This is a genomic window from Streptomyces sp. NPDC093801 (assembly GCF_040701585.1).
Lineage (GTDB): Bacteria > Actinomycetota > Actinomycetes > Streptomycetales > Streptomycetaceae > Streptomyces.
On record NZ_JBFBDP010000020.1, the window covers coordinates 78,858 to 100,021 of the forward strand.

The following is a 21,164-nucleotide window of genomic DNA, read 5'->3' on the forward strand; positions in this document are numbered from 1 at the left end:
ATCACGTTTTGCCCTCCCTCCCCGGCGTTCGGGCCCAAAGGGCCTCGTCCGGCCGGTGACGCGCACCCCGTAAGAACGCCGGCAGGTCCCCGAACACGTCCGATCCGCCTCGGAATCGTGTGAACGGGCCGTCAATTCCTCGCGTGACCAGACTCCGACGTGGGTCCGAAAGTGCCGATTTATCGTGATCGCCAGGAGTCTCCGCGTTCCACGGTTCGCACTCGGACCGACCCCCCACCCGTTCGACAAGGATGACGACCATGGCGCACACCGTGCCCCTGCCCGTTCCCGGAACCCACGCCGACCCCTCCGCCCCGACCCCGTTCGCCGCCCGCCACGCCGACACCCTGGACAAGGCCCTCGAGACCGTCCGCACCCGCGCGCACTGGTCCCCGTACTCCGAGGACCCCGAGGATCCCCGCTCCTACGGCCCGGGCGCGCGGGAGGCCGGCGAGGCCGCCTTCCGTGCGCTCCTCGGCCGGGAGTTCACCCTCGGCCAGCCCGGCCGCGACGGCACCGTCGGGCCCGCCCCGGAGGCCGGCGGCGAGCGCTCCCCGTACGGGGGCCTCCTGGAGGTCTCCTACCCGCACTGCGACCCCGACGTCCTGCTCCCCGCCATGGAGGCCGCCCTGCCGGTCTGGCGCGACGCCGGCCCCCACGTCCGGGCGGCGGTGTGCGCCGAGATCCTGCACCGCGTCAACGCCCGCAGCTCCGAGTTCGCCCACGCCGCCGTGCACACCAGCGGCCACAACTTCCTGATGGCGTTCCACGCCGGCGCCGTGCACGCCCAGGACCGCGGCCTGGAGGCGGTGGCCCGCGCCCTGGAGGAGCAGACCCGGATGCCGGCCGCGGCGCTCTGGCACAAGCCCCTGGGGAACGGCCGGACCCTGACCCTCTCCAAGACCTTCACGGCGGTCCCCCGGGGCGTCTCGTTGGTCGTCGCCAACAGCGTCTTCCCCACCTGGAACAGCTACCCGGCCCTCTTCGCCTCCCTGGCCACCGGCAACCCCGTCCTGGTCAAACCGCACCCGGCCGCCGTCCTGCCGCTGGCGCTCACCGTCCGCACCGCCCGCGAGGTGCTCACCGAGGCCGGCTTCCCCGCCGACCTGGTGTGCCTGGCCGCCGAGCACCCCGGCGAGGGACTGGCCCGCCGGCTGGCCGTCCGGCCCGAGGTGCGCCTGGTCGACTACGCGGGCGGCACGGCCTTCGGGACCTGGCTGGAGGACAACGCCCGGCAGGCGCGCGTGTTCACCTCCGGATCCGCGGTCAACAGCGTGCTCGTCGAGTCGACCCGCGACTACCGCGACATGCTCGCCAACCTCGCCTTCTCGGTCTCCCTCTACAGCGGACAGCTGTGCACCAGCCCGCAGAACCTGCTGATCCCGCGGGACGGGATCAGCACCGACGAGGGGCACCGCTCCTTCACCGACGTCGTCACCGACCTCGGCGGCGCCCTCGCCGAGCTGCTGGAGGACGACGCGCGGGCGAGCGGCGTCCTGGGCGCACTGCTCGGGCCCGCGGTCCTCGACCGGGTCGAGCGGGTCGCCGCCGGGGCGGCCGGACCCGTCGCCGTACCCTCCCGGGCGGTGCGCGACCCCCGCCACCCGGAGGCGGTCGTGCGCACCCCGGCCGTGGTGGCCCTCGACGCGGACCGGGAGGCCGACCGGGCCGTGCTGCTGTCCGAATGGCAGGGCCCGGTGGTCCTCGCGGTGGCGGTGGACTCCCCCGCCGCCGGGGTGGAACTCGTCGCCCGCACCACGCGCGAGTGCGGCGCGCTCTCCGTCGGCCTCTACTCCACCTCGCCGGAGGTGGAGGCGGCGATGGAACGGGCCTGCGCCGAGGCCGGCGTGATGCTCTCGGCCAACCTGATGGGCGACTGGTACATCTCCCAGTCGGCCGTCTACTCCGACCTGCACGGCACGGGCCTGAACCCGTCCGGCAACGCCGTGTACTGCGACCCCGCGTACGTGACCGCGCGCTTCCACACCGTCGGCGTGCGCCGCTACGGCGGTTCGATATGAACCGCACCCTCACCGAACTGCCGCTGCGCGGGCGCGAGCGGGAGATGCAGACCGTCCGCGAGGTGCTGGACTACGGCCGCCGCAGCGGGCGCGCCTTGCTGACGGTCGAGGGCATGCCGGGCATCGGCAAGACCCGGCTGCTGCAGGAGGCCGCCGCCCTCGCCGACGACCTGGGCTACGCCCGCCACCACCCCGACCCGTGGACGGAGCGGCTCCCGGCACGGCGCCGCGCCGCGGCGGCCCGGCACGGCCGGGGCCGGCCCGGCCGCTGCCCCGCCGCCACCGCCGGACCCCTCCTCATCCTGGTCGACGACGCCCGGCCCGGCCAGGGCGCGGCGTCCCGCAGACCCTACGCACCGCGCGAGCAGGCCGGGGCCGAGCGGCCCGTGGTCTGGCTGGTCGCCCACCGGCCCGGCACGGGCCCCGTCCTGCCGTCCGGCCTCACGGGCCGCAGCGAGCGGCTCTCCCTCGGCCCGCTCAGCCCCTCCCACGCCCTGGACCTGGCCCGCGACCTGCTGGGCGCCGAGCCTGCGCCCGACCTGGTCCGGCTGCTGGACCAGGCCCGCGGGCACCCGCGGCTGCTGCTCGAACTGCTGGCCGGGCTCCGGGAGGAGGACTCCCTCGCGACCGTGGACGGAGAGGTCCGGCTGCTGACCAGCCGGCTGCCGGCCCGGCTGGCCCTGCGGACGCGGGCCACCCTGGACCGGTTCTCCCCCGAGTGCCGCCAGCTGCTGCGCGTCGCGGCGGTCCTGGGGTGCGAGGTGGTCTACGAGGACGTGGCCCTGCTGCTGCGCACCTCGGTCTCGGCGCTGCTGCCGGCGCTGGAGGAGGTCGCGGCCACCGGGGTCGTGCGCAGCGAGGAGGGCCGGGCCGTCTTCGCCGGCCCGCTGCTGCGCCGCCTCGTCGCCGAGTCCGTCCCCGAGTCGCTGCGGCTCTCGCTCCAGCGGGAGGCGGCCGCGCTGCGCACCACGACCGGCCTCCACGCGCCGCCGCCCGCCGGTCCCGAACTGAGCCGGCAGCAGCGGGAGCTGGTGGGGCTGGTCCGCGAGGGCCTGACCAACCAGCAGATCGCCCGTCGCCTGGCCCTGTCCCCGCACACCGTCAACTACCACCTGCGCCGGCTGTTCAAGGCCTACGGGGTGAGCTCGCGCATCGACCTGCTGACGGCGGCCGAACACCCGGACCCCGCGGGCCGCGCGGCCCGCGCCCGCCAGAACTGACCGGCACGCACCACCCGGCCTCCTCCCCCTCCTCCCTCCCCCTCCCCGCTCCCCATCCCCTGTCCCCCACCCCCGCCCCATCCGCACACCGACCGTGGAGAGACGCACCGTGAACGCCCCCGACCTCGTCCTCGCCGGCGCCTGGCCGCGCCCCGACACCCCCGCGCCGGCCCGGCGGACCGCCTGGCTCCGCGACGCCCTGGCCGCCGAACCCGACGACGGCCGCGCACCGCAGCTGCTGGACGAGGTCCGCTGCGACGTCCTCGTCGTGGGCGGCGGCTTCACCGGCCTGTGGACCGCCCTGGAGGTCCTGCGGCGGGCCCCCGGCACGGACGTCGTGCTGATCGAGGCCGACGTGTGCGGCGCCGGGGCCAGCGGGGCCAACGCCGGTTACCTGATGCCGATGTGGGCGCGGTTCAGCAGCCTGGTCGCCATCGGCGGGTACGAGGAGGCGCGCCGCATCGGCGAGGCCTCCGCCCGGGCCGTCGACGAGATCCTCGACTTCGCCGGGAGCCACGGGATCGACATCGAGCACCGGCGCGGCCCCTGGCTGTGGGCGGCCTCCTCCCCCGCCCAGCGCGGGGCCTGGCGGCAGACGCTGGAGGACCTGCGGCGGGCCGGGACGGAGCCGCTGCACGAGGTCTCCGAAGCGGAATCGCGCCGTGCGGTCGGCACCCGCAACCACTTCGGCGGCGTCATGGACCCGGGCTGCGCCACCCTTCAGCCCGCCAAGCTGACCCGGGGGATGCGCCGGGTCGCGCTGGACTCCGGCGTGCGCATCCACGAGCGCACCCCGCTGACCGCCCTGCGCAACGCGCCCGGCGGCGCCACCACCGCGCACACGCCCTACGGCCGGGTGCGCGCGGGCCGGGTCGTCCTGGCCGTCAACGCCTGGGCCGGGCAGCTGGAGGACCTCGGCCGCCGCATGGTGACCGTGGCCAGCGACACCGTCCTGACCCGGCCCGTCCCGGAGCGGCTCGCGGCCCTCGGCTGGGACGGCGGGACCTCGGTCTGCGACGCGCGGCGGCGGCTGAACTACTACCGCACGACCCCGGACGGCAGGCTGGTCTTCGGCAAGGGCGGCTCCGGCGTGGCCTACGGGCAGGCGGGAGCCGACACCCTGTGGGGCGACCCCCTGCGCCCCGCCGAACTCCGGGCGCAGCTGGCCCGGCTCTTCCCCGAACTCGCCGACGCCCCCGTGGACATGGCCTGGACCGCGCCGGTCGAGTACTCCACCACCTCGCTGCCCTTCGCCGGATGGCTGAGGTCCGTCCCCGGGGTCTGCTACGCCACCGGCTACTCGGGCGACGGCGTGGGCCCGTCCCGCCTGATGGCCAAGGTGCTGGCCTCCCTCGTCCTGGGCACGGCGGACGAATGGTCCGGCTCCGCCTTCACCCGGCCCCCGGGCGGCTGGATCCCGCCGGAGCCGGTCCGCTACCCGGGGGCCCGGCTGGTCATACCCGCCCTGCGGGCGGTGGAGCACCGCGAGGACCGCGGCCGCGGCGTCCCGCCCGCGGTCAAACGCCTCGCCTCCCTGGACCCCTCCGCCTTCCGCCGCTGACGCCGGGCGGCGCCCACGGACCGCGGAAGGACCCGAACGCACGAAAGCGGACCGTTCCCCCTGTGCGACGCCCCGTCAGGCCCGGGTGAACGCGCGGCGTACGCTGGGGTTTCGCGCCAGGGCACGTAAAAGCAAAATAAAGGAAGGCCGATCGTGCGAACTCCCCTCTCATGGCTTGCCGGCAGGTACTCACTCGGAGCGAGAAGTGTCAGACTGGCGGCGCTGACCTCAGTCGTGGCAAGTATCGCGATCATCGTGACGGGTGGAATCGTCCGCGTCACCGGCTCCGGTCTCGGCTGCACCGATTGGCCCATGTGTACGGGAGAGACACTGGCCCCCACCGCGGAAATGGGGGTGCACGGCGTCATCGAATTCGGGAACCGGCTCCTGACCTGGGTGCTGTGCGCGGTGGTGGGCTGGGTCATCATTACCGCACGGCTCCAGAAGAATCCGATGCCCGCGGTACTGCGCGGAGCCTGGGCGCAGTTCTGGATCGTCATGCTGAACGCGGTCGTCGGCGGAGTGACCGTATGGATGCGGCTGAGCCCGTACATCGTTGCCGCACACTTCCTCGCCGCCACGCTGCTGCTCACCACCGCGGTGTACACCTGGCACGCGGCCTCCGCCGAGGCCGGCCCCGACGGCGCCGGGCGCGGCTCGGGGGGCGGGGGTGACCGGAGCGGCGCGGGTGTCCCGGGTGGCGAGGGTGACCGGCCCGGCGCTCCGGTACCGCTCGCGCAGCGATCCGGCGCGCGGATCGGGTCGCTGTCGGCGGCCCTGGTCGCGGTGACGGCCTTGCTGGTCGTCATGGGCACGCTCGCCACCGGTTCCGGACCGCACGCGGGTGACTCCTCCGACGTGGCGCGGATGCCCTTCGACTGGACGGCCGTGACCGTCGTGCACGGCGTGCTGGCCGGGGCGACCCTGGTCCTGGCCGGAGTCCTGCTGTCCGCGCTGCCCAAGGACGGCTTCGGCGCCGCACGCCGCAAGGCGATCGCCTTCCTGGCCGCACTCCTGGGCCAGGGCCTCGTGGGCCTGGTGCAGTCGCTGACGGCCCTGCCCTCACTCCTCGTGATGCTTCACCTGCTGGGCTCGGCGCTCGTCTGGACCGGAGTACTTCAGGTGCACTTCACGGTCAAGAGGGCCCGATTCGGCCCTTCGGGTCCGCTCGGCAGTGCAGCGCCGCCGCGCGCGCGGAGCGCCGCGACGCACGCCTGATCCACCCGGGGACCAGTGTATATGCCATGTACTCGACAAGCAGAATTCAACATTCCGCTTCTGTCCGACTTGCGACTTCCGGCCACAATGCGCGACGGCACCGAAAAAGCGTTCTCGCAAACCCCCGTCCCCGCTTGTTAGGTTGACGATCAATCGAGTGGAAGGGGGTGACACAAATGAACGACCACGAGGTTGTCGAATACGAGGCACCCGAGATGCTGCCCATCGGCGAGTTCTCCGAACTCACGATGTGGTACGGCTGGGCCAGCAACGACGGTGAGGGCACCGCGATCATCTAGTCGCCGTGCGCAGATTCAGTCGGCTAGGGGGATTCCTTGAGTGCGTCATGGTTCATCGCTTTCCCGGAGAACGTCGATGACACATTTCCGGTCCACCCCGGGCCTACTGAGAACACCGAAGTGCTGACGTATGCCTCAGGCCGGACCTGGGTGGTCGCAGACAGTTCCCATTCCCGCCTGATCGCCGCGGAAGCCGGCGCCAGACGCCTCGCGCTGTTCGGCGAGACGAGCATCGACGCGGGGCGTCTGGCGCGCCTCCTGGCACAGCACGATGGAGCCGCCGGGCTGATGGCCGCCGCGCACGGGATCACCGGCAGCTTCCACATCCTCTACACCGACGGCCGCTCCACCCACGTCCAGGGGAGCGCGTCGGGCTTGCGCCAGGTGTTCTACGCCCGCCTCCAGGACGGCTCGTACGCCGCATCCGACTCGGTGGAACCACTGGCTCGGCTCAGCGGCGGCACCCCGCGCATCGAGATGGTCGCCTGGGGCATGCTGCACCCCGGATTCGACTACGGGCTGACCCGCGGCACCTACTGGCACGGAGTCCACCGGCTCCCCGCCGACCAGCGGCTGCGCATGACCGCCGACCGGGTGGAATCCACCACGTGGTGGCGCCCCCCGGCGCCGACGATGTCGGTCGCCGACGGCGCGCCGAAGGTACGGGCCGCGCTGGAGGAGGCGGTGGCCGTCCGGCTCGCCACGGCCGGCGGCCTCTCGGCGGACCTGTCGGGCGGTATGGACTCGACCTCCCTGTGCCTCCTCCTGGCCGGCCAGGGCGCCCGCTTCCAATCCTTCGTCGAGAAGACCGTAGACCCCAACCACGACGACGCCCACTGGGCGGCGATCGCCGCCCAGGAGATCGACCGGCCCCTGACGGTCCTCGGCCCCGAGGACGTCCCGGGCCCGTACGACGGCATCTGGGAACCTGGCCGCGGGCTCGTCCAGGACGTCCCGTACGGACTGGGCGAGCCGTACACCCTCATCCGGAACCGGGCGCGGAAGACCGCGATGTCCAAGATCTTCGCCGCCACCGGCTCCGACGTGCACATCGGCGGATTCGGTGGGGACGAGCTGTTCACCATCGCACCGTCGTACTTCGGCGACCTCTACGCGCACGCACCCCTGCGGGCGGTCCGCGGCATCCGCGACCTCGCCCGGCTGAGGCGCTGGAGCATGCCCTCCGTCCTGCGCGGGCTCGCCCGGCAGCAGACGTACCAGGGCTGGCTCCAGGAGCAGCTGCGCAGTCTGCACCTGCCCCGGCCGGACGTCCTCGGCCCCGGCCTGAGCTGGGGCCCGCAGGTCCGCGTGACCCCGTGGTCGACACCCGCCAACGTCGAGGCCGTGCGAGCGGTCGCCACCGCCGACGATGCCGGCCGGACCCCGCAGGCCGACACCCGCTCGGTACACACCAGCATCGCGGGACACCGCATCGGCGGACAACGGCTCTGCCCACTGCGCGCCCTGATGGAGCACCAGGGCATCACCCTGTCGCTGCCGTACATGGACGACGCGGTACTGGAGGCCGCGCTGTCGGTCTCCCGCGCCGAGGCCCTTCCCGGCACCGGGTTCAAGCCGGTCCTGAAGGCCGCCATGCGGGTCGACCCGACGCCGGGCTCCCGGGCGGGTGCGCTCTCCCGCTCCACCAAAGGCGAGTTCAGCATGTCGGTGCACCGCGGCCTGGCCCGCAACCGCCGCTCGCTCCTCGGCCTGTTCGAGGACTCACTGCTCGCCGAGCACGGCCTGGTGGACATCGACCGGCTGCGCGCCGCCCTGCGGGACACGATGCGCCCCGAGTACGAGACCAACGCGCTGGAACTGACCATCGCCGCCGAAGCCTGGATGCAGGCTCTCGCCGGGGCCCCGGCACCGGCGTCCGAACGCCCACTCACGAACCGACGACTGGCCTCACCATGCTGAAGATCTCCCCTTACGTCGTCCTCACCAAGACCGAGGACGCGGCCGTCCTCCTGGACAAGAAGTCAGGCACGTACTTCCGTATCAATCCGACAGGGGCATCGGTGTTCGAGATGCTCGCCGCCGGACGCACCCGGGACGAGGTCGTGAGCGAGCTGTGCGCACGCCACCCGGAGGCGGCCGACCGGATACCCGGCGACGTCGCGGAGCTGATCGACACCATGCGGCGCGCGAAGGTGTTGATCTGACGTGTCACTGCCCATGACCCTGGAGCCCCGCGCCCGGTTACCCCTGCACCGTCGGCCCCTGCCGATGCTGGCCGTCGCGGCGAGCCGCCTGCTGACCCGGCTGAGCCCGCACGCACTGGAGCGGGTGCTGCGCCTGCTCAGCGGCGGCGCCCGCCCCGCCACCCGCGCCGAGGCACTGGGCGCGCGCAGCGACGTCGTTTCCGTCAGCCGCCGCGCCGCCGGGCCGTACTGCCTGGAGCGGTCGGTCGCGGCGGCCCTGCTGGCCCGTCTGCGCGGCAGCTGGCCCGACTGGATCTCCGGCGTGAGCCTGATGCCCTTCGCCGCGCACGCCTGGATCGAGGCCGAGGGCCGAGCGGTCGGCGAATCCATGCGACTGGACGCCTTCCACAAGAACATCGTCGTTTCCCGCACCCCCCGCACGCAGCGAAGCGGCGGGCCGAACGACCACCTCTCCGAGAGCTGAGACGGACGGACACCATGGACACCCGACGGATAGTGGAACAACTGGCCGGCCGGGGGTACGCCCTGGTACCCGGCTTCGTGACGGGCGAGGCCCTCGCGCGGGCGCAGGCCGCGATCGACACCTACTTCCCCGACCCGGAGGCGAGCGGGAGCACGCCCGAGGAGGTCAACGATCTCAAGCACGCGGTTCCGTTCCCCTTCACCAGCAACGACCTGAACCGGCACGCGCTGGACACCCGGGTCATCGACGTCGTCGAGGAACTGCTCGGCACCACCGATCTGCGGCTGACGAGCTCCTTCATCCAGGCCAAGTACGGCACGGCGTACGGGGAGAGCCGGGACCAGACCCTGCACAACGACGCCTGGGCGGCCAGCAGCCTGGTGCACCCGCGTGCGGACGGCGCCTACCAGCGCGTGTACGGCATCCTCTACCTGACCGACGTAACCGTGGACACCGCGCCCACCTATGTCGTCGACCGCGCCGCACACCTCGGGCTGCCCCTGTTGACCGACGCGGGCAAGGGCTCGTACGACAAGGCGGAGTATCCCGGACTGTACGAGCAGGAGCGGCCCGTGGAGGCCGGGGCCGGCTCGCTCCTGCTCTTCGTCGGCGACATCGTCCACCGCGGGTCGGCCTACAACGAACTGCTCGGACGACGCCTCGCGCTCTTCTTCAACATGCACGGCGCACAGGCCCGTTGGACGGACAAGCACCTGTGGTCGATGCGGCCGGCCCACCCGAACTGGAACACTCTGCACGAGCTCGTGGTCGAACTGGACCCGCGCCAGCGCCACCTCCTGGGCTTCCCGCCCCCCGGGGACGACTACTGGACCGATGAGACGATCGGTCACCTGGAGCGGATGTACCCCGGGATCGACTCCAAGCCCTACCTGCCGCCGACCCCCGAACCGGTCGTCTCGTGACGACGGAGCGGCCGGGGTACGCGAGGGTGGCCGTCGACGGGCTGCGCTACCTGGGAGAGGTACTCGGCCTGGGGGAACGCTTCGAGGCGGCGGCCGAGGAATCCGTCCGGACCCTCTTCGACGGGTGGGGGCACCGGGTCTCGCGGGACACCGACGACGGCGGCGGGACCCCGCAGGACGCCGTGGCGACCGCCCCGTTCGAGTACTCCCTCGTGCTCGACGGGGACCGTGTCGACGTCCGGCTCTTCTTCCGGCCGCTCCCCGAGCGGGGTCCCGCCTCCGCGACCGGGAGCTGGGAGCGCGGCCGGCGGACACTGGCCGAGCTGGAACGCCTGGGCCTCGCACGCCTGGAACGGGCCCGGGAGGTGGCCGACCTGTTCCGGCCGCACAGCGAACGGGCGGCGTTCGGGATGTGCCTGGCCGCTTCGGTCCGCGCCTCGGGAATCGCGCGCCCCAAGGTGTACTTCGACACGCTGGCGGCGGGCACCGAGCGCAGCCGGGAGACCGTCGGGACGGCGCTCGACCGGCTCGGCAGCGGCGGCGCGTGGACGTGGCTGCAGCGCCACGACCCCCGGGGCATGGCCCACCTGATGCCGGCCTTCTTCGCGCTCGACGTGGACGGGTCCCCGCACGCACGGATCAAGTTCTACACGACGGTCGCAGAGCGCTCCCCCGCCGAACTCGAAGCACGTCTGGCCCCGTTGGGCCGCGCAGCGGCGGCCGCCGCAACGGGTCTGCTGACGGACACCGCTCCGCAGGGGTCGAAGCCGCTCGACACGCCCGGGGTACGCCCGACCCTGTGCTGGAGCATGACCTCGCGCGACGGGGCGCGGCCGGACGACGCCACGCTGTACCTGCCGTTCAACCTGTACGCCCCACAGCAGCAGGAGGCGCACGACAGACTGCGCCGGAGTCTCGACCCGGCGCTCCTTGCGCGGGTCGGACGGCTGGTGAGCGACCACGCCGATGCCGTGGAAGGGCGGGCGAACCCGTTCCACTGGGCGGCGGCCAAGCTGGTCCACGGCGGGCGGGCACTCACCCTCTACACCTCGGCCGCGGCGGTGGAGGCGGCACGGACGGCACGGATCCCGGCGCGGGCCGGCTGCACGCCCCTGGCCCGGGCCGGGCCACCATCGGCCGCGCCCTCACAGGAGCCCGTAACAGCGGAGAAAGGCCGTTCTCTCACGCTTGAGAGAACGGCCTCCGACCTGCTGAAAAGCAAAGTCGGGACGACAGGATTTGAACCTGCGACCCCTTGACCCCCAGTCAAGTGCGCTACCAAGCTGCGCCACGTCCCGTTGTACTGCTTGCGTCCCTGCGACCTGGGGTTTCCCCCGCGCGCCGGGCACATGCAGAACATTACCGCACGTCGAGGGGTGCGTGTGCACGGGTGACCGGGGCGGGGGAGGATGGGTCCGTGGACGGGCGGGAGCGGGATCGGGACGGTGCGGGGCGGGCGCGGAGTGCGCGGCCCCGGGACGGGTTGGGGCGGCCGTTGCCGTACGGGGCCGACGGGGTGGAGCGGCAGCCCGAGGGGGTGGTGCGGTCGCCCGGTCGGACGGTGGCGGAGGCACAGCGGCTGCTGGATGCCGGGATGCCCTTCCACGCGCACGAGGTGTTCGAGGACGCCTGGAAGTCCGGGCCCCCGGAGGACGCCGTCCTGTGGCGGGCGATGGCGCAGCTCGCCGTGGGGCTGACGCATGCCGCGCGGGGGAACTCCGTCGGCGGGGCGCGGTTGCTGCGGCGCGGGGCCGCTGCGCTCGGCGGGGTGGAGCGGGCGTACGGGATGGACCTGCCGGGGCTGGTCCGGTGGGCCGGGGAGCTGGCCCACCGGGTCGAGGCCGGGGCCGCGGTGGACGCGGCGCGGGAGGCGCCGGAGCTAGGCGGAGGCGGGCTGTAGCAGGTCCCAGCGGTTTCCGTAGAGGTCCTCGAAGACGGCGACGGAGCCGTACGGTTCGTGGCGCGGCTCCTCCAGGAAGCGGACGCCCTCCGCGGTCATGCGGGCGTGGTCTGCGGCGAAGTCGGCGGTGTAGAGGAAGAAGCCGACCCGGCCGCCGGTCTGGTCGCCGATGCGGGAGCGCTGGGCGTCGTCCTTGGCGCGGGCCAGCAGGAGGGCGGCCTCCTTGGCGCCCGGCGGGCGGACGACGACCCAGCGGGAGCCGTCGGGGCGGGGGGTGTCCTCGGTGAGTTCGAAGCCGAGGGCGCGGGTGTAGAAGTCGATGGCCTCGTCGTAGTCGCGGACCACGAGGGCGGTGAGGGCGATGTGGGATGGCATGCCCTCATTGTGGGGGCGCGCCGAGGAGCACCACGTCGAGGGTGCGGGGGCCGTGGACGCCCTCGACCCGGTCGAGTTCGATGTCGCTGGTGGCCGAGGGGCCGGAGATCCAGGTGAGGGGGCGGGTGGGGTCGAGGCGTTCGAGGGCCTGCGGGACGGAGTCGACGACCTGGGCGGGGACGCGCACCACGCAGACGTGGTGGTCCGGGATCAGGCTGATGCGGCGCCTGCCCTGGTCGGGGCCGCCGTCGAGGACGAGCGTGCCGGTCTCGGCGATGGCCAGGGCGCAGCCCGTGACGACGCTGTCGACCCCGTCCAGGTCGTGGGGGGTGGAGGCGGCCCGGTCGGGGATCCGGGTCGCGCCGGCCGCCGAGAGCCAGTGCGGCGGCAGGGCCGGGGGTACCAGGACCGTCCGGGAGGCGGAGAGCAGCCGCGCCAGGAGCGGGGGGAGGCCGGCTTCGTCGGTGCGGTGGACCCGTGCCCGGTACTCGGCCAGGTTGGCGGCGAGCAGGTCCGCGGTCTCGGCGGGGGTGCGGGTGCCGTGGACGCGCAGGTAGTCCCGGGGGACGCGGTCCGTGCCCGGGGCGGGCGCGGAGGAGGGACCCGGGGCGGCGCCGGAGGAGGGACCCGGGGCGGTGCCGGAGGAGGGACCCGGGGCGGCGCCGGAGGAGAGGCCCGGGGCGGCGCCGGAGGAGGGGCCCGGGGTGGGCGTGGCTCTGCGGATGCGGGACAGGATGCGGTCCCTCGTGGTCACGGTCGGGTCCCCCGTTCTCGGAGCCACCAGTCGCGGAAGGGTTCCGCGGGGATGTCGGGAAGTTCGCGGGTGTCCGTCCAGGCGCGGCCCGGGCCCGGGAGCCGGCGGGGGCGCAGGCGGCGGGCGCGGGCCAGGAGGCGTTCGCCCGCGCGCAGCGCGCCGGGGTGGTCCAGGAGGAGCCGGGCGGCGCGCAGGGCGGCCCGCTCGGCGGTGTGGCCGTGCGCGGGCCGCAGCCGTACCCGGACCCCCTCGCGGGTCACGGGACCGCCCTGGGCCACGCGTTCGCGCAGGTGGACCAGTACCTCGGGGATGTCGATGGCGACGGGGCAGACCTCGTAGCAGGCCCCGCACAGGGTGGAGGCGTAGGGCAGGGTGGCGTCGATGGCGCTGCCGGTGCCGCGCAGTTGGGGGCTGAGGACGGCACCGATGGGGCCGGGGTAGACGGAGCCGTAGGCGTGGCCGCCGGCGCGTTCGTAGACGGGGCAGACGTTCAGGCAGGCGGAACATCGGATGCAGCGCAGGGCCTGGCGCCCGGTCTCGTCGGCGAGGGTGTCGGTGCGGCCGTTGTCGAGCAGGACGAGGTGGAAGGCGGACGGGCCGTCGCCGCCCAGGGTGCCCGTCCACATGCTGGTGTACGGGTTCATCCGCTCGGCCGTCGAGGAGCGCGGCAGGGTCTGGAGGAAGATCTCCAGGTCGCGGAAGGTGGGGACGACCTTCTCGATGCCGACGACCGAGATCAGGGTCTGCGGCAGGGTCAGGCACATCCGGCCGTTGCCCTCGGATTCGAGGACGACCATGGTGCCGGTCTCGGCGACCATGAAGTTGGCGCCGGAGACGGCGACCTTCGCGCGCAGGAACTTCTCCCGCAGGTGCAGGCGGGCCGCTTCGGCGAGTTCGCGCGGGTCGTCGCCGAGGTCGTCGGGGGCCGGGCGGCCCCAGGCGCCCATCTCGGAGCGGAAGACGTCGCGGATCTCGTCGCGGCCCCGGTGGATGGCGGGGACGAGGATGTGCGAGGGCCGGTCGTGGCCCAGCTGGACGATGAGCTCGGCGAGGTCCGTCTCGTAGGCGGCGATCCCGGCGGCCTCCAGGGCCTCGTTGAGGCCGATCTCCTGGGTGGCCATCGACTTGACCTTGACGACCTCGCGTGCGCCGATGGCCCGGACGAGGCCGGTGACGATGCGGTTGGCCTCGTCGGCGTCGGCCGCCCAGTGCACGGTGCCGCCGGCCGCGGTGACGGAGGCCTCCAGCTGGAGCAGGTAGTGGTCGAGGTGGCGCAGGGTATGGTCCTTGACGGCCCGGCCCGCCTCGCGCAGCCGGTCCCAGTCGGCGAGTTCGGTGACCGCGCGGGCCCGCTTGTCGCGGATGGTGTGGGTGGCGCGGCGGAGGTTGGCCCGCAGCACCCCGTCCCGTACGGCCTCCTTCGCCGCCTCCGGGAAGGGCGGGAAGGCGGGCATGCCCAGGGGTGTGGGCGTCATCGCAGCGGGTCCTCCTCGGTCGACGCCAGGATCTCGGCGAGGTGCAGGGTGCGCAGCGGGGAGCTGGCACGGCGGAGGATGCCGTCGAGGTGGGCGAGGCAGGAGTTGTCGGCCCCGCACAGCACCCCGGCGCCCGTCGCGCGGGCGGCGGCGGCCTTGTCTGCGCCCATGGCGGCGGAGACGTCGGGGTTCTTGACGGCGAAGGTGCCGCCGAAGCCGCAGCACTCCTCTGCGCCGGGCAGCTCGACGAGGTCCAGGCCCTTGACGGCGGCCAGCAGCCGCCGGGGGCGCTCGCCCAGCCCGAGGGTGCGCAGGCCGTGACAGGAGGGGTGATAGGTGACGGTGTGCGGGAAGAAGGCGCCCACATCGGTCACGCCGAGCACGTCCACGAGGAACTCGGTGAGTTCGTACACGCGCGGGACGAGGTCCTCGGCGAGCCGTTCGAGTCCGCTCCCCCTGCCCTCCAGGGCGGCCTGGCGGGCGATGCGCGGGTAGTGTGCGCGGACCATCGCGGCGCAGGAGCCGGAGGGGGTGACCACGTGGTCGTAGCCGGCGAAGGCCTCGGCGGTGCGGCGCAGCAGCGGTTCGGCCTCGCGGCGGTAGCCGGTGTTGTAGTGGGGCTGGCCGCAGCAGCTCTGCGCGGCCGGGAAGTCCACGTCGACCCCGAGCCGCTCCAGGAGGCGGACGACGGCGATGCCCGTGCGGGGGTGGAGGGCGTCGTTGACGCAGGTGACGAACAGGGCGACACGCATGGTGGGCACAATAGCCCGGTGAAGAAGTTCTCAGTGATCGGTATAGGCGCGGGCGATCCGGACCACCTGACCCTCCAGGCGGTCAAGGCGATCGGCGCGGCGGACGCATTCCTCATCCTGGAGAAGGGGGAGGAGAAGGCGGACCTGACGGGGCTGCGGCGCACCATGCTGGAGGCGCACGCCCGGCCCGGGCACCGCCTGGTGGAGGGGCGCGACCCGGACCGCGACCGGACCCCGGCCGACTACGCCCCGACGGTGGACGGCTGGCGCAGCGCCCGGGCCGAGATCTTCGAGCGGTTCATCGCCGAGGACCTGGCGGAGGGGGAGACCGGGGCCTTCCTCGTGTGGGGCGACCCCTCCCTGTACGACTCCACGCTCGCGATCCTCGACGAGGTGCTGGAGCGCGGCCGGGTGGCCTTCGAGCACGAGGTGGTGCCGGGCATCAGCAGCGTGTCGGCGCTGCTTGCGCGGCACCGCACGAACCTGAACCGGGTGGGGCGCCCGGTCCAGATCACCACCGGCCGGCGGCTGGCGGAGGGCTGGCCGCAGGACGTGGACGACGTGGTGGTGATGCTGGACGCGCGGCACGCGTTCACGGCCCACCTCGACCAGGACCTGTTCATCTACTGGGGCGCGTACGTGGGCACCCCGGACGAGATCCTGGTGTCGGGGAAGCTGTCGGAGGTGTCCGGCCGCATCGAGGAGCTGCGGACCGAGGCCCGGGCCCGCAAGGGCTGGATCATGGACACCTATCTGCTGCGGCGGGCCTGAGGCGGCCGGGGCGGGTCAGGGCAGGAAGGCGGGGAGGGCCGCGGCGAGGCGTTCGTACTCCTCGGGCCGGTTGTAGACCTGCCCGCAGACCCGCAGGCCGCCGCCGCCCGCCCAGGGCCAGACCAGGACCCGGATGCGGAGCTTCGCGGCGAGTTCCTCGCGCAGGGCCGTGGCGGCCTCGCGGGTCTCCGCGACGCCCGGCGGCAGCAGCAGGGAGCGCAGGGCCAGGCCCGGGGTGTGCGGCAGCGGGGTGAGTCCGGGGATCCGGGCGAGGAGTTCGGCCCCGTAGCCGGCCAGGGCGCTGTTGTGGGCCCGGACCCGGTCGGCGCCGAGCCGCTCCAGGAGGTCGAGGCCTTCGGGGGCGGCCAGCCAGCCGGTGTAGTCGAAGGTGGCGCGGTACTCGACGGAGAGCGGGAAGCCGCGGTGGTCCTCCCAGGACGGGCTGAGGGCGCGGACCCGGGCGCGGTGGGCGGGGGCCACGGCGAGGAGGGCGCTGCCGGAGGGGGCGTACCCCCATTTGTGCAGGTTCCCGAACCAGAAGTCGGCGCCGGCGGCGATCGGTTCGGCCAGCATGCCGGGGGTGTGGGCGCCGTCGACGACGGTGGTGATCCCGCGGGCGGCGAGGTCGGCCAGGAGCCGGGGGCCCGCGATGAGGCGGGCGGTGGGCGAGCTGACGTGGTCGAGCACGGCCACCCTGGTGCGCGGGGTGACCCCGGCGAGCACGGCCTCCCGGACGGCGTCCTCGTCGGGAAGGCGGGGGTCCAGGGCCACGGTGGTGACCTTCGCCCGGCGGGCGGCGGCGTCGACGACGGTGCCGTAGCCGTGGTCGGTGACGAGGATCTCGTCGCCCTCGCCGAGGGGAATGGCGTCGAGGGCGAGGTTGGCGCCCTCGGTGGCGTTGGAGATGAAGGCGAGGCCGTCCGGGTCGGCGCCCAGGCGGGCCGCGATCCGGCCGCGGGCGGCGGCGAGCCGGTCCGAGACCCCGTTGAAGAAGGCGTCGGGGTCGGCGTGGGCCTGGGCGCGCAGGGCTTCCTGGGCCTCCTGGACGGGCAGCGGGACCGCCCCGTACGAGCCGTGGTTGAGGTGCGCGACGGCGGGGTCCAGCCGGAAGAGGGCGGGGCCGCCGGGGAAGGCGGACGGGGCGGTCGGTTCGGTCACGGATGCCTCCGGGTCGGGGACGGGCGGGCGCGCCTGGCCTCGTGGGCCCGCTCGGGCAGCATGCGGCGCGCCGGGGCGCAGGGAAAGGGCCGCTTGGGCGGGATTGGCCTGGCAGGGCCCCCGCCGCGCCCGATTTCACCCCTGTGCCCGACGGCGCCACCCGGGTGCGCCACGGGGGCGGGGGCGGCCGGGGCGTTGCGTCGGGCGGGTGCCGTCCCGGCTCCGCTACCCCGCCCGGCCGCTGGTGGCCGCGTAGTACTGGAGGTCCTGGACGGGTACCTTCCGGTCCACCGGGTACGGCAGTTCCACCTCCGCCGTGGACCTGCCGTCGCGCACCAGCCGGGCGGAGCTGATGCCGGGCCCCAGGGGGAGCAGCTCGGAGTGGAGTCCGGCCGGGGCCCCGTACTCCCCCGCGGTCCGGCCGACCGCCGTACGGACGGTCCCGGGCCGGGTCAGGAAGCTGAGCACCTCCACCGCGTCCCGTGCGGCCGCGCTGCCCTTGCGCAGGGACATCACCAGGGACTGGCCGCCGCCGGGGTCGGCGTCGGCGAACTGGGTGCGGGCGGTGAGGTACAGCGTGTCGCGCACGACGGGCGGCCAGCCGCCGGTCTTGAAGCGGGTCAGGTAGTACGAGGCGAGGTCCAGGTACGCGTAGCCGTTGTGCAGGGACGGGGCGAACTGGCTGCCCTCGGAGTAGTCGTTCCAGGTGGTGAGCTGGACCCAGTCGGCGCCGTCGTCGATGGCGTGGGTCCAGGTGGACCGCAGGGTCGCGGTGTTGCCGGCCTCGTCGTAGACCCCCTGGTTGGGGCGGGCGTCCTGGACGGACACGGGCTGCATCCAGATCTTGCCGAGGCCGTGGGCGCGCCGGACGTCGGCGGTGGCGCCCTCCTGGCCGGCGTAGCTGCGGCTGCCCCACTCGGAGAACCCGTAACTGAGGGGCGCGAAGGCCGCGCTGTGGGCGTCGAAGTCGAGGAAGAGGGGGACGAAGGCGGTGCGGATGCCGTGCCGGGCCTTGAGGGTGTCGAGGACCCTGCTCCACCAGCCGGGGTCCTTCTGCTCGGCCTTGAACGGCGACAGGACGAGGCGGCCGTCGCCGAGCCGGTGGGCGGCGGGGGACGCGGCGAGGGCGGCCACGGCGTCGGCGAGCACCGCGGGGTCGTCGGTGTCCAGGGCGGTCATGTCCGGCATCAGCATGATCTTGAAGGCGGGGTCCACCGCGTGGGCCGCCCGCAGCAGCATCTCGGCCCGCTCCCGGTTCTTGCCGGAGAGGGAGAGCAGGTCGAGCGTGAAGCCGTCGATGCCCGCGTCGCGCGCGGTGCGCACCTCCTGCCGGAGGTTGGCGTACTCCCAGTCGCCGTCCTTCGGCGGGACGGGGAGGGGACGGTCGCGCAGCAGGCCGCCGTAGCGCCGGTGCTTGCCGCTCTCGCCGCCGGGGTCGAGGTAGTTGCGGGTGTAGTAGTCGGCGTCGGCGCTCGCGTTGTCCAGGGAGAGCGGGTACGGGGTGAAGTAGTGGGCGAACACCAGCTTGCGGCCCGCGTCGCCGGAGCGCAGCGCGGCCGGGCCGGGCAGGTCGAAGGGGAGGGCGCCGGCGGGCCGGGGGCCGCCGGTGTCGACCTGGCCCCGGGTGGCGGGAGGCGCGGACCCCGCGGTGCCCGGGTCCGCGCCCCGGCCGCCGGACGGCGGGGCGGAGGGGACGGCGGACGGCCCGGCGGAGCCGGATGCGCCGGACCGGGGTGCGGCCGGGGCGGCGGCGCCGGTCGAGAAGGGGTCCCCGGCGATGCCGGCGGCGGCGCAGACGCCGACCAGGAGGAAGACCGAGAGCAGCAGGGCGGCCAACGTCCCGCTCCCCCGCAGGAGCGGACGGCGCCGGTGCGAAGAGGGCCTGCGTGCACGCCTGTTGGTCCGCCGGTCCGCCGTCATCGTCGAGCCCCTCCCTGGAATCGCCCCGCCGGGGGGCTGAGAGCAGTAGAGCCGATGTCCGCAGCACGGACAACCGTTCGCCCCGGCACGGCTGCGGCACGTACGTCACGCGGACCTCAGGAACGACGAAGACCGCTGCGCCGGGGCTAATTTGGCGTCCATGCCCATGACCGTGGTGCGGCGCCGCCGAGGGGTGTTCCCGAGGCTGCGCAAGCGCATGCGCAACTCCTTCCTCCTCGTTCCGTTCGCGGGTCTGCTGATCGGCTGGGTGCTGGCCACGCTCGTGGTCCAGGCCGACGCCTTCATCCACGACCTCGACGCCCGCTGGGCCGAAGCGGACCTCTCCGGCCTGTGGTTCCTGCGCACCGCCGCGGACTTCGGGTCGGCGGCGAAGACGGCGGTCGCCGCGGTCAGCTCGGCGATGCTGACGTTCATCGGCGTGGTCTTCCCGATCACCCTGGTCGCGCTCCAGATGGCGGCGGGCCAGTTCTCGCCGCGGGTGCTGCGCCTCTACGTGGAGAGCAGGGTCACGAAGCTGACGCTGGGGACGTTCCTGTGCACCTTCCTGTACACCCTGCGCGTGCAGAAGGAGTACGGGGCGTCCGACGGCGGGGACGCGGTCGTGCCCTACCTGGGTGCTTCGCTCGCCATGGGCTTCCTGGTGCTCAGCCTGGGTCTGTTCGTCGTCTACGTGCACTCCACCATCCGGCTGATGAGGGTCCCGTACGTGATGGACCGGGTGTGCCGGGAGAGCCTGCGGCTGATCCGCGACAGCGCCGGGCCGGGGCGCGCCGTGGACGGGGGCGCCGCGGAGCGGGCCGCCGACCCGGGCGGCGCGACGGTGGCGCACGTCCGGCGGCCCGGGGTGCTCCAGGCCGTGGACGTGCCGCGGCTGGTGGCGCTCGCCCGGCGCGAGGGGCTCGTCCTGCACCTGGTCCCCCGGATCGGGGACTACCTGGTGCCGGGCACCGTGCTGTTCCGGGTCGCGGGCGGGCCGGCGCCGTCGGACGCGGACCTCCAGGCGGCCCTGGAGCTGGGCGTGGAGCGGACCACCGAGCAGGACCTGGCCTTCGGGATCCGCCAGCTGGCCGACATCGCCTCGCGCGCCCTGTCCCCCTCGGTCAACGACCCGACGACCGCCGTACAGGCCCTGGACCGGATCCAGGTGCTGCTGACCGCCTTCGCCGTGCAGCCCCTGGGGCGGGCGTTCCACCGGGACGGGGACGGGACGGTGCGGCTGGTGGAGACCCTGCCGAGCTGGCCGGATCTGCTGGACCTGGCCCTCACCGAGGCGCGGGACTACGGGATCGGCTCGGTGCAGATCACCCGGCGCGTCGCGGCCTGTCTGGACGACCTGGAGCGGCTCGCCCCGCCCGACCGGCGCGAGCCGGTACGGCGCCACCGGGACCTCCTGGAGGAGGCCGTGCACACCACGGCGGCGACCCCGCAGCGCGCGGCGTTCGCCCTCCACCCGGACCGGCAGGGCATCGGCTGAACCCCGTCGGCGGGCATGCGACGGTACGGAATACGACATTCCCCTAGGCATGCCGGGGAAGGGGCGCATAATCGTCGTCACGCGGCCCGAACCGTCCCGGCTGCCGCACCGGTCACGCATGCAATGGGGGGCATCGTGATGATGGGCGACACCAGACCTGCACGATCGGACGGGGCGGCCGGGTCGCTTCCGGCCACCTCCACGGAGCTGTCGGTCCTGCTCACCGCCGTCCGGCGGGGCCGGGTGCTGACCGTCACGGGCCGCTTCCGCGCACCGCGGAGCCTGCTCGTGCGGGACATCGCGCGGCGGATCTCCTCCAACTTCTGCGACGGCGCGGTCGTGGTCCGCCCCTGCGGGGACGGCGGCGTGCGCGACCTCGTGGCCGCGCTGGGCCGGCTGCCCGGTGTGCCGGTCCTGCCCTGCGGGGCCGCGGACGCCGCCTCCTGGCTCGCCGAACGGGACCTGCTGCTGGTGCTGGACGACAGCGACCGGCTCTCCCCCGAGGCCCTGGCCTGGCTGCGGCGGCTGCTCGCCGTGGCGCCCGGCCTGCGCATCCTGGCGGCGGGGCGCCACCCCCTGGCGGTCGGCGAGGGTCGCGTCCACCGCCTCTGAGCCGCTGCCGGACGCGGGTCCGCCCCGGCCGGCGTGGTGTGCCGGCCGGGGCGGACCCGTACCACTGCTCCTGCCCGGGGCG

The 21,164-nt window shown here is 74.1% G+C and carries 20 protein-coding genes and 1 tRNA gene; 14 read left to right on the forward strand and 7 right to left on the reverse strand.

Features of this window, described 5'->3' with window-relative positions:
- Positions 1-260 precede the first annotated feature (260 nt).
- From paaN to AB0469_RS23515, 10 genes are all read left to right on the forward strand, one after another.
- Positions 261-2,021: a phenylacetic acid degradation protein PaaN gene (gene paaN, locus AB0469_RS23470; RefSeq protein ID WP_366453384.1), complete on the forward strand. Its 1,761-nt coding sequence runs from the start codon at positions 261-263 to the stop codon at positions 2,019-2,021.
- A complete protein-coding gene (locus AB0469_RS23475; protein WP_366453385.1) occupies positions 2,018-3,241 on the forward strand; it encodes a LuxR C-terminal-related transcriptional regulator in 1,224 nt (407 codons plus the stop codon). The genes paaN and AB0469_RS23475 overlap by 4 nt, the downstream gene beginning before the upstream one ends.
- A 109-nt stretch (positions 3,242-3,350) precedes the next feature.
- Complete coding sequence (locus AB0469_RS23480; RefSeq protein WP_366453386.1) at positions 3,351-4,802, forward strand: FAD-dependent oxidoreductase; 1,452 nt, start codon at positions 3,351-3,353, stop codon at positions 4,800-4,802.
- Positions 4,803-4,955: 153 nt separating this feature from the next.
- The gene (locus AB0469_RS23485; RefSeq protein WP_366453387.1) at positions 4,956-6,020 is read left to right on the forward strand and encodes a COX15/CtaA family protein; all 1,065 of its coding nucleotides are present in this window, start codon (positions 4,956-4,958) and stop codon (positions 6,018-6,020) included.
- 167 nt (positions 6,021-6,187) lie between these two features.
- Positions 6,188-6,319 carry a lasso RiPP family leader peptide-containing protein gene (locus tag AB0469_RS23490; RefSeq protein ID WP_366453388.1) on the forward strand — a complete coding sequence of 44 codons (132 nt, stop codon included), beginning with the start codon at positions 6,188-6,190 and terminating at the stop codon, positions 6,317-6,319.
- Positions 6,320-6,469: 150 nt separating this feature from the next.
- The gene (locus AB0469_RS23495) at positions 6,470-8,239 is read left to right on the forward strand and encodes an asparagine synthase-related protein (RefSeq protein WP_366453389.1); all 1,770 of its coding nucleotides are present in this window, start codon (positions 6,470-6,472) and stop codon (positions 8,237-8,239) included.
- On the forward strand, positions 8,233-8,484 hold the full coding sequence (locus AB0469_RS23500; RefSeq protein WP_366453390.1) for a lasso peptide biosynthesis PqqD family chaperone: 252 nt from the start codon (positions 8,233-8,235) through the stop codon (positions 8,482-8,484). Before AB0469_RS23495 ends, AB0469_RS23500 begins: the two co-directional genes overlap by 7 nt.
- A gap of 1 nt (position 8,485) precedes the next feature.
- Positions 8,486-8,947 carry a lasso peptide biosynthesis B2 protein gene (locus AB0469_RS23505; RefSeq protein ID WP_366453391.1) on the forward strand — a complete coding sequence of 154 codons (462 nt, stop codon included), beginning with the start codon at positions 8,486-8,488 and terminating at the stop codon, positions 8,945-8,947.
- Positions 8,948-8,961: 14 nt separating this feature from the next.
- Entirely contained in the window at positions 8,962-9,870 is a 909-nt protein-coding gene (locus AB0469_RS23510) for a phytanoyl-CoA dioxygenase family protein (protein WP_366453392.1), read from the forward strand.
- Positions 9,867-11,129, forward strand: coding sequence for a hypothetical protein (locus tag AB0469_RS23515; protein WP_366453393.1), 1,263 nt, complete (start codon positions 9,867-9,869; stop codon positions 11,127-11,129). The genes AB0469_RS23510 and AB0469_RS23515 overlap by 4 nt, the downstream gene beginning before the upstream one ends.
- On the opposite strand, the gene AB0469_RS23520 is transcribed toward AB0469_RS23515, so the two are convergent.
- Positions 11,095-11,168: transfer RNA gene (locus AB0469_RS23520), tRNA-Pro, on the reverse strand. The two genes, AB0469_RS23515 and AB0469_RS23520, sit on opposite strands and share 35 nt — an antisense overlap.
- Positions 11,169-11,287: 119 nt before the next feature.
- On the opposite strand from AB0469_RS23520, the gene AB0469_RS23525 reads away from it, so the two are divergent.
- The gene (locus tag AB0469_RS23525; RefSeq protein ID WP_366453394.1) at positions 11,288-11,770 is read left to right on the forward strand and encodes a DUF309 domain-containing protein; all 483 of its coding nucleotides are present in this window, start codon (positions 11,288-11,290) and stop codon (positions 11,768-11,770) included.
- Here the strand turns inward: AB0469_RS23525 and AB0469_RS23530 are convergent.
- The 4 genes from AB0469_RS23530 to AB0469_RS23545 all read right to left on the reverse strand — a co-directional run bounded on the left by AB0469_RS23530 (position 11,750) and on the right by AB0469_RS23545 (position 15,126).
- Positions 11,750-12,145 carry a VOC family protein gene (locus tag AB0469_RS23530; protein ID WP_366453395.1) on the reverse strand — a complete coding sequence of 132 codons (396 nt, stop codon included), beginning with the start codon at positions 12,143-12,145 and terminating at the stop codon, positions 11,750-11,752. The genes AB0469_RS23525 and AB0469_RS23530 overlap by 21 nt on opposite strands.
- Positions 12,146-12,149: 4 nt before the next feature.
- On the reverse strand, positions 12,150-12,698 hold the full coding sequence (locus AB0469_RS23535) for an LUD domain-containing protein (protein ID WP_366453485.1): 549 nt from the start codon (positions 12,696-12,698) through the stop codon (positions 12,150-12,152).
- 197 nt (positions 12,699-12,895) lie between these two features.
- Positions 12,896-14,374 (reverse strand): lactate utilization protein B, encoded by a 1,479-nt coding sequence (locus AB0469_RS23540; protein WP_366453396.1) that lies wholly within the window; start codon positions 14,372-14,374, stop codon positions 12,896-12,898.
- Entirely contained in the window at positions 14,371-15,126 is a 756-nt protein-coding gene (locus AB0469_RS23545) for a (Fe-S)-binding protein (protein WP_366453397.1), read from the reverse strand. The genes AB0469_RS23540 and AB0469_RS23545 overlap by 4 nt, the downstream gene beginning before the upstream one ends.
- A gap of 18 nt (positions 15,127-15,144) precedes the next feature.
- Here AB0469_RS23545 and cobF point away from each other — a divergent pair, with 18 nt between their 5' ends.
- Positions 15,145-15,897 (forward strand): precorrin-6A synthase (deacetylating), encoded by a 753-nt coding sequence (gene cobF / locus AB0469_RS23550; protein ID WP_366453398.1) that lies wholly within the window; start codon positions 15,145-15,147, stop codon positions 15,895-15,897.
- A 15-nt stretch (positions 15,898-15,912) separates the two neighbouring features.
- Here cobF and AB0469_RS23555 read toward each other — a convergent pair whose 3' ends face one another.
- Positions 15,913-17,055 (reverse strand): aminotransferase class V-fold PLP-dependent enzyme, encoded by a 1,143-nt coding sequence (locus tag AB0469_RS23555; protein ID WP_366453399.1) that lies wholly within the window; start codon positions 17,053-17,055, stop codon positions 15,913-15,915.
- A 225-nt stretch (positions 17,056-17,280) separates the two neighbouring features.
- Entirely contained in the window at positions 17,281-18,891 is a 1,611-nt protein-coding gene (locus tag AB0469_RS23560; protein ID WP_366453400.1) for an endo-1,3-alpha-glucanase family glycosylhydrolase, read from the reverse strand.
- 244 nt (positions 18,892-19,135) lie between these two features.
- On the opposite strand from AB0469_RS23560, the gene AB0469_RS23565 reads away from it, so the two are divergent.
- Positions 19,136-20,470 (forward strand): DUF2254 domain-containing protein, encoded by a 1,335-nt coding sequence (locus AB0469_RS23565; protein ID WP_366453401.1) that lies wholly within the window; start codon positions 19,136-19,138, stop codon positions 20,468-20,470.
- A 123-nt stretch (positions 20,471-20,593) separates the two neighbouring features.
- On the forward strand, positions 20,594-21,082 hold the full coding sequence (locus AB0469_RS23570; protein ID WP_366453402.1) for a hypothetical protein: 489 nt from the start codon (positions 20,594-20,596) through the stop codon (positions 21,080-21,082).
- Positions 21,083-21,164: the final 82 nt, after the last annotated feature.

Coding starts and splice junctions, on each gene's coding strand:
- paaN (WP_366453384.1), top strand. CDS start 261: ATGGCGCACACCGTGCCCCTGCCCGTTCCCGGAACCCACGCCGACCCC.
- AB0469_RS23475 (WP_366453385.1), top strand. CDS start 2,018: ATGAACCGCACCCTCACCGAACTGCCGCTGCGCGGGCGCGAGCGGGAG.
- AB0469_RS23500 (WP_366453390.1), top strand. CDS start 8,233: ATGCTGAAGATCTCCCCTTACGTCGTCCTCACCAAGACCGAGGACGCG.
- AB0469_RS23510 (WP_366453392.1), top strand. CDS start 8,962: ATGGACACCCGACGGATAGTGGAACAACTGGCCGGCCGGGGGTACGCC.
- AB0469_RS23530 (WP_366453395.1), bottom strand. CDS start 12,145: ATGCCATCCCACATCGCCCTCACCGCCCTCGTGGTCCGCGACTACGAC.
- AB0469_RS23540 (WP_366453396.1), bottom strand. CDS start 14,374: ATGACGCCCACACCCCTGGGCATGCCCGCCTTCCCGCCCTTCCCGGAG.
- AB0469_RS23545 (WP_366453397.1), bottom strand. CDS start 15,126: ATGCGTGTCGCCCTGTTCGTCACCTGCGTCAACGACGCCCTCCACCCC.
- AB0469_RS23565 (WP_366453401.1), top strand. CDS start 19,136: ATGCCCATGACCGTGGTGCGGCGCCGCCGAGGGGTGTTCCCGAGGCTG.
- AB0469_RS23570 (WP_366453402.1), top strand. CDS start 20,594: ATGGGGGGCATCGTGATGATGGGCGACACCAGACCTGCACGATCGGAC.